Genomic DNA, 4,326 nt, shown 5'->3' on the forward strand with positions numbered 1-4,326 from the left:
CTGGTCCATATCCTCTCAGGACTGACAGCCTACACCTTTCTAGACCACAAAAACAAAAGGTTCAACCCCGCCAGAACGCTGGCTTAATTACCGAGTTTAGGTATACATATACCTGTCATTCTGTAAGAAAGCTTGATAGAAATAGAGGTCCCATACCTCCGGAGATAAAGCTTTTGCGACATGCGGGGGAAGAGGCCCTCTATCAACATGATACTTTCAGGAGGACAAAATAGCTTAAACTAAATTTGGCAGAGTACGTCCTGTCAAATACACTATAAAAGGCGATGCTAAATTCCTATCGCACTTGGCAGCTTCTTCCAGCGTATCATGATTGATATAATTCAAACTATTTTCATACCCAATTGGCACTTTATAATTGCTATAGCTTAATAATGTGCTCTAGAGCATCATTAATAGTGTGCAAAGCTCATAATGAAGAAGTTTATTAAGGTCTTTTACAACTGGCATAGTAGGCATTGCCGCTTAGGCTAAGGCCAAAGTGCTAAAAATTGTTTGGCAACAGGCAAAGTTTTAGTAGCCAAGGCTAATCGTAATCAAAAATTATACGTTGTAACTATCGATAATTTATATATTTAGATCTTAGTTTTCTTAACTCAAATCAGCGAACAAGTATGTCAAAGGAGTATAACAAGGAACAACTTTTTAAAGAAATAGAGCAGGAGCTTAACAAAAAGGGCTTCAACATCGACAAGCAAGACCAAGCACGCCCTTGGGGTGGTTTTTTTGTGATTGACGAAAACCAGGCACAGACTTTTGCTGACACCTATTTTGATGGTATTTCAGTGGATGATCTGAAAATATCAGGAAAGTTAAGCCCTAAAATCTTGGTGGTTGCACCGGAGAAGAGACTTTCGTGGCAGTATCATCACCGCAGAGCGGAAATCTGGCAGGTGGTAAAAGGAACAGTAGGCGTGGTTACAAGTGATACAGATGAAGAAGGCGAAGTAAAAACACTACATCCTGGCGATAAAATCACACTTCGCCAAGGTGAACGCCATCGATTAGTTGGCTTGCAGGAATGGGGCGTATTGGCAGAAATATGGCAGCATACTAACGCCGACCAACCTTCTGACGAAGAAGATATTGTAAGAGTGCAGGATGATTTTGGCCGCTAGGCTATACTTGGCCAAAGTATAAAAGCAGGCGGCCCGGTAAGTTTAACCGGGCCGCCTGCTTTATTATTTACTACCTAACTGGCGCAAGCGCCCGCTTGTGCTTTGTGAATTCTAGACCACACCTGTCCCAACACTTCATCCCCTGTCATTCTTGACCTCTCCTGTCATCTCGACCATAGGAGGGATCTTTACAGAATTTCAGATAGATCACTCACTGATTTAGAGATGACACTAGTAAACGGGTATGGTTGATGCCGTTCGTACACACCGGTACGTCAGGGGATGCTTTTCTAAGCTGCCTCGTCACTAGTCGTCATACTTATCAGACCATTTTTTGGTGAGCATACTTCCTAACACCACCCCGCCCACAGCCAATGCACCTGCCAACAGCTTGTCGCGGTGAAGGCTTAGCCATACTTGAGGGCTGAAGTAAGTTGACTGATCATCAAAAGTGCCGTGCGCACCGTGGTCTCCTGGTAGGGGATCGTAGAGGTTGTTCTGACGATTCGGATCTTCTGGTTGATCAGTTTGCTGGCCTTTAATACCATTGTTGGCCAAAACATAGTCTGCAAACCACGGCGCAATTTTGTTGCCGATGATGGCCTGTAAGGTTGGGTAGCCTACACGGTACTCCCGGCGCTCATGTTCTGCTGCATACACAATAACTTCTGCCGCTACTTCGGGTTGGTAAATTTTACCCATCGGCTTTGGTTTGTTGGGCAGACGGGTTTTGACAAACCCGAATTGCGTGGTATTCATGGCTGGTAGCTGAACCATCGTTACCTTCACGTTGCTTTTATCATGCATGAGCTCAGTACGCAGCGAGTCATAAAACCCCTGAATAGCATGTTTAGAGCCACAATAAGCAGATTGTAAAGGAATACCTCTGTAAGCCAGAGCCGAACCTACGAGTACAATTGAGCCGCGGTCGCGCGGCAGCATGCGTTTCAAAGCTGATAATGTACCGTATACTTGTCCCAGATATGTTACCTCCGTCACACGTTTATAATCATCCGGTTCCATTTTTTTTACCGGACTAAATACACTGTTCATGGCGTTGTTAACCCACACATCTATCTCTCCCAGTTCCTGTTCTATTTTGGAGGCAGCCTTGTCAACTGCATCTGCATCAGCTACATCTACCTGAACGAACACCGCTTTTCTGCCCATTTCCTCCACTTCGCGCTTTGCGCCTTCCAAGCCCTCTACACCACGGGCTAGTAACCCAACATCATAGCCGTTTTTAGCAAACTCTCTGGCACAGGCACGACCTAAGCCTGCTGAAGCACCTGTTATGACAGCCACACCTTTGCGGCCGTTGTTGTTCGTGTCTTTAGTCATTTTCATAGTTTTAGTTTCATACTTCTAAACAAGTGGTACGCCTTGTTTTACCTGTTAGTTTAAACTGTATGCAGTATACTTGTTGTATGGCAGGTGCTTAAGAAAACCAAGAGCATAGGGGCGCGTAGAAAAACCAAACTACATGAGCTATGAAACAAACTAAATCAGTTATTGATACACTTCGCGAAGACAGCAGCGAAGCCAGCCGCTACCGCAGAGATATTGCAGCACTTGCCACATTGGGCCTCATTGATTTTGGTGTTATTTCACTTTTCCAGTTAGGGTATTTCAGAAAGCTTCCTGACCTGCCAGGAAAATATTTTGATACAGAAAAAGTAAACTGCTCAAAAGATGCTGTTATTTTAGGCATGCCAGATGGCGTGATAAGTTTAGGAGCTTATACGGCTACCATTGCGTTGGCCACAGCAGCCAGCAGATACAAGAAACCATCTAAAGTGTTGGATGTGGCTTTGGGCGGAGTTTTACTGGCGCAGGCTGCCGGAGCCGCACAGTATCTGGTAAACATGACATTTGTGCAGAAGCGAGCCTGTATTTATTGCATAGCTGGTGCAGCCATTAATTTTGCGGCACTAAGCCCGCTACGCAAACTCTTCAAACGCCGTGACTGATATCAGCTGCAACTGGAGCTAAAGATCTAAGGCGTATAGGTTGCAAACTTCATCATTGGCGGATAGTTGCATCGTGCCTACATACTGCATTCCCAGCTTCTCAAGTACCCGAATGGAGCTTGGGTTTGCAGGTATTGTAAAGCCTACAATGCGTTTTAGACCTAAGGTGTTTTTAGCATAAGCCACTACACCTGCCGCTGCTTCGAGGGCATAGCCTTTTCCGGTATACTTAGGTAATAGCGCATAACCTATGTCGTTGTCTTCCAGTACTTCTCTCTTCAACAAGCCACATACCCCGATAGGAGCCTTGCTTTCTTTTAGCTTGATCAAGTATAAACCAAAGCCCAACCGCTTGTAGCTTTTCATAGGTCCGCTCTTGATATAGGCAGTGGCATCATTTAAGGTACGCACCCCTCTGTCTCCGATGTTCTGCAACCAGGATGGGTCATTCAGCAGCTCCCGTATAAAAGCGGCATCATCTGTCGTTATCTCATCCAGCAGAAGTCGTTCTGTTTCAAGTATAGGCATTGTGTCATCTGGTTTGTGGTGAAAAAAGCTATAAGCTTGAGAAACCCGTTTTATGCTTGCGTTCGCACCCTATCCTGCTCCACTGCAGGTCTGGTTTTAAAATAGAAGTATACGCTAAGTATAGCACCTGCTATTGTTGCAATTATATCATTTGGGTCAAAGGTTAACCCGGCGTCTATTTGCGCGAGTTCCCACAAGATGAGGCCAACTGTCGTTAGCGTTGCTATTACCAGGAAAGCACCAGTAGCTGGGCGCTGAGCGGATGTAGTAGTAGATGGAGAAGCGGGGTTTGCCAGCTCCTGTTCAAACATGACCAGGTAAAAGGCTCCGACAAAAAGTAGCGGCAGTGAGTAACCCGCCAACAAGTTAGGAGCTATTCCCAACACCTTAGGAAGAAAGCCTTTGCCTTGCCCATACACTGGTCTGACAAAAGTCCTCAGTACCTCTAACAAAACAGACGAAATAACTACTGCCCCGATGGTAAACTTAAGCGGGCTATAATAGGCGCTTTGTCTGTAGACATATTTTTTCATTTAAAGCTTTTATACTTTCTGATTTGCAACAAGTTATACTCCTTGCCTGCTTAGCTTATACTTGTCTTTGCCAGCTTCCATCAGCAATATCTGGCTCCTGCTACTACTGATGATGCTGACCTTTTTGTGGCTTTGACTGGATATTACCCAAGCCTATAC

General features: G+C 45.0%; 5 protein-coding genes. 2 read left to right on the forward strand and 3 right to left on the reverse strand.

Annotated features, from left to right (window positions below; translation table 11 throughout):
- Positions 1-632 precede the first annotated feature (632 nt).
- Positions 633-1,136: a phosphoheptose isomerase gene (locus ACFQ2O_RS20230; RefSeq protein WP_377532347.1), complete on the forward strand. Its 504-nt coding sequence runs from the start codon at positions 633-635 to the stop codon at positions 1,134-1,136.
- Positions 1,137-1,442: 306 nt separating this feature from the next.
- Here the strand turns inward: ACFQ2O_RS20230 and ACFQ2O_RS20235 are convergent, their stop codons facing one another.
- Positions 1,443-2,483: an SDR family oxidoreductase gene (locus ACFQ2O_RS20235; protein WP_377532350.1), complete on the reverse strand. Its 1,041-nt coding sequence runs from the start codon at positions 2,481-2,483 to the stop codon at positions 1,443-1,445.
- Between the two features lie 143 nt (positions 2,484-2,626).
- On the opposite strand from ACFQ2O_RS20235, the gene ACFQ2O_RS20240 reads away from it, so the two are divergent.
- Positions 2,627-3,106 (forward strand): vitamin K epoxide reductase family protein, encoded by a 480-nt coding sequence (locus ACFQ2O_RS20240; RefSeq protein WP_377532353.1) that lies wholly within the window; start codon positions 2,627-2,629, stop codon positions 3,104-3,106.
- Positions 3,107-3,124: 18 nt separating this feature from the next.
- Here the strand turns inward: ACFQ2O_RS20240 and ACFQ2O_RS20245 are convergent, their stop codons facing one another.
- Both ACFQ2O_RS20245 and ACFQ2O_RS20250 read right to left on the reverse strand, forming a co-directional pair.
- Positions 3,125-3,634 carry a GNAT family N-acetyltransferase gene (locus ACFQ2O_RS20245; protein WP_377532356.1) on the reverse strand — a complete coding sequence of 170 codons (510 nt, stop codon included), beginning with the start codon at positions 3,632-3,634 and terminating at the stop codon, positions 3,125-3,127.
- Positions 3,635-3,684: 50 nt separating this feature from the next.
- Complete coding sequence (locus tag ACFQ2O_RS20250; RefSeq protein WP_377532359.1) at positions 3,685-4,167, reverse strand: hypothetical protein; 483 nt, start codon at positions 4,165-4,167, stop codon at positions 3,685-3,687.
- Positions 4,168-4,326 lie beyond the last annotated feature (159 nt).

Source organism: Pontibacter rugosus, from assembly GCF_042678745.1.
GTDB classification, from domain to species: Bacteria; Bacteroidota; Bacteroidia; order Cytophagales; family Hymenobacteraceae; genus Pontibacter; species Pontibacter rugosus.

Coding starts and splice junctions, on each gene's coding strand:
- ACFQ2O_RS20235 (WP_377532350.1), bottom strand. CDS start 2,483: ATGAAAATGACTAAAGACACGAACAACAACGGCCGCAAAGGTGTGGCT.
- ACFQ2O_RS20240 (WP_377532353.1), top strand. CDS start 2,627: ATGAAACAAACTAAATCAGTTATTGATACACTTCGCGAAGACAGCAGC.
- ACFQ2O_RS20250 (WP_377532359.1), bottom strand. CDS start 4,167: ATGAAAAAATATGTCTACAGACAAAGCGCCTATTATAGCCCGCTTAAG.
- ACFQ2O_RS20230 (WP_377532347.1), top strand. CDS start 633: ATGTCAAAGGAGTATAACAAGGAACAACTTTTTAAAGAAATAGAGCAG.
- ACFQ2O_RS20245 (WP_377532356.1), bottom strand. CDS start 3,634: ATGCCTATACTTGAAACAGAACGACTTCTGCTGGATGAGATAACGACA.